This window comes from Glutamicibacter sp. BW78 (assembly GCF_002332245.1).
In the GTDB taxonomy this organism is placed as follows: domain Bacteria; phylum Actinomycetota; class Actinomycetes; order Actinomycetales; family Micrococcaceae; genus Arthrobacter_H; species Arthrobacter_H rhombi_A.
Window position 1 is genome coordinate 1 of record NZ_NRGU01000001.1, and the last position, 1,964, is coordinate 1,964.

2 protein-coding genes are annotated in these 1,964 nt (G+C 58.2%); one reads left to right on the top strand and one right to left on the bottom strand.

The window, feature by feature from the left end; all coding sequences use genetic code 11:
* The coding region (locus CIK75_RS16390) for a pentapeptide repeat-containing protein (protein ID WP_206745463.1) at window positions 1–252 on the bottom strand (252 nt) is incomplete at its 3' end.
* 576 nt (window positions 253–828) lie between these two features.
* On the opposite strand from CIK75_RS16390, the gene CIK75_RS00005 reads away from it, so the two are divergent.
* The gene (locus tag CIK75_RS00005; protein WP_158225834.1) at window positions 829–1,320 is read left to right on the top strand and encodes a GNAT family N-acetyltransferase; all 492 of its coding nucleotides are present in this window, start codon (window positions 829–831) and stop codon (window positions 1,318–1,320) included.
* The last annotated feature ends 644 nt before the right edge of the window (window positions 1,321–1,964 follow it).

The window sequence follows — 1,964 nt, forward strand, 5'->3', positions numbered from 1 at the left end:
CCCTAGCTTCGTTCCAGCAAGCTTTGCGCCACTAAGATCGGCCTGATCAAAAACTGATGCCTCCAGCTTCAAACTGTTGAGATTGCGGCCACGTAGATCGATCTCTTGGAATGGACGTTCTTGCAATTCCGATGAGGAACGCTCACGCACAAACCGCAAATTCTCACGACGATCATCCCTGTCCGAGCGCACATTATCGATCGCAGCAGTCGCAGTGATCGTGCCCGCTGTCACAATAAGGGACCCAACCACGGCCCAAAACTGCGGAGACGACGGTCCGAACCGCTTCCAAAAAACAGCGATCTTAGAAGGGGCCCGCGTGAGCCTATTTTGTCGCTTCCGAGGCCCTAGCCAACGCCGATCGGATCGAGACGGCCCCGTCGGAGATCTACTCACCATGGGCATAAGAGTACGTTGCGCCCACATGCGGCATGTAGAGCAACTGAAGCGCCGGTAGTCGCTCCGTGCAGTACGCCCCGCGCTAGGGCACGCCGGCCGCACGGTATGACCCCAACCAGGCACCCATCGCCGGCACCAGCTCCCTGGAAACCACCCCCACGGACATACCAACCCAACACCCCACCAGGCATCTGGGAAAAGCTGCTCGAACACCCGACCTGCGACACCACAAACCACCTAACCCCTACCCAAACACCTACCTAACCAGCTACCTAACCGGCTACCTATCTAACTATGTGTGGCAAACACAACATATTCACTATCAACACACGTCAGCAGGTCCGCACCACCCAAACCAACCACAAGCACGCATCGATTCATCTTTCACCCATCCGAAAACACGACCATCCATGGTCTAAGCTCCTGCCCATGGAGATCGGAAGCTTCGAAATACGGCGAGCAACTCCAGCAGATATGCTTGGAGTCGCGGACCTACTTGCCGAGTGGCCGGGCCACGAAGAAGAGGCACAAATGATCCGCCGCGGCTGGATGAGCGAAGATCTGCTGCACTGGGTCGCAGCAGATGATTCTTGTGTCGTTGGTTGGCTCAAGGGTCACCATGAGCAACCAAAGATATGGCAAAGTGTCCGAGGCTTCGAAGACAAGCGCGAAGGCTGGCTGTGCTCTTATCTGGCACTCTTATTCGTTGGCAGCTCTGCGCGGGGAAGCGGTGTAGCCACCGCCCTACTGGATGCCTTTGAGTGCGAGGCAAGGGACCACGGAAACTCCCTCGTCATGCTGAACCCAGATGCCTCGGAACCCGGCCTGGAAGACCGCCTGCGCAGTTTCTACGGCAAGCGTGGCTACTCCATGCCAATAGCCAAGGACGGGAACTCCTATCTGCTGGCGAAGAGCCTCTAAGATGCCGACCCGAGCAGCCCGCGACGCGTTGATCTGGGAGCTCTACCTACGCGGTTATTCGATGGCGGAGATAGCGGCAAAGGCGGAGTGTTCAGTGGGGACGGTGCATCGTCTCATCGCCACCCGCCGTGACTCGTGAACACGAGCAACTCGCTCCACAGTGAATAGCGCTAACGCGTCAGCAGGTACGTTCCCAGTGGTGAAAGCGTGCTGTTCCTGGTCGCCGGGATATTTCCTTGGCTGATGAGCATTGGGTAACTTGTGACAAGTAAAATATCCAACGCTAGACCGATGCCGACCGCCCCTGTCCCTATCGCAGGTCTCTAGGGGACGACCCCGACTATCACAGCAGAAGACCCACAACTGCATACCGTAAGCGGCCCCCTCACCGGCCGGATCGCCGGACGGGGCAACCGGGACACTCGAACCCGCCACGTGCCATAAGCACTGGTCAACGCCGTCACCGTCCGGTGGAGGACCGACTTGCGGGACTACGGTTCTGGCGGGAGTCACAGTGCACGTAGCCGCGCACTTATTGGTATGGGGACCCGAGTGCGCGTTTCTCGGTGCTGTTTTGCGCCAGGCCCAGCCCCCTATACTCCCTGCATGGACCCTAACGATAAGTCCCAGGCAAAGGACACTCT

What these genes read in the sequence shown, in the direction of transcription:
- CIK75_RS00005 (WP_158225834.1), top strand. Translation starts at nt 829, where the DNA reads ATGGAGATCGGAAGCTTCGAAATACGGCGAGCAACTCCAGCAGATATG.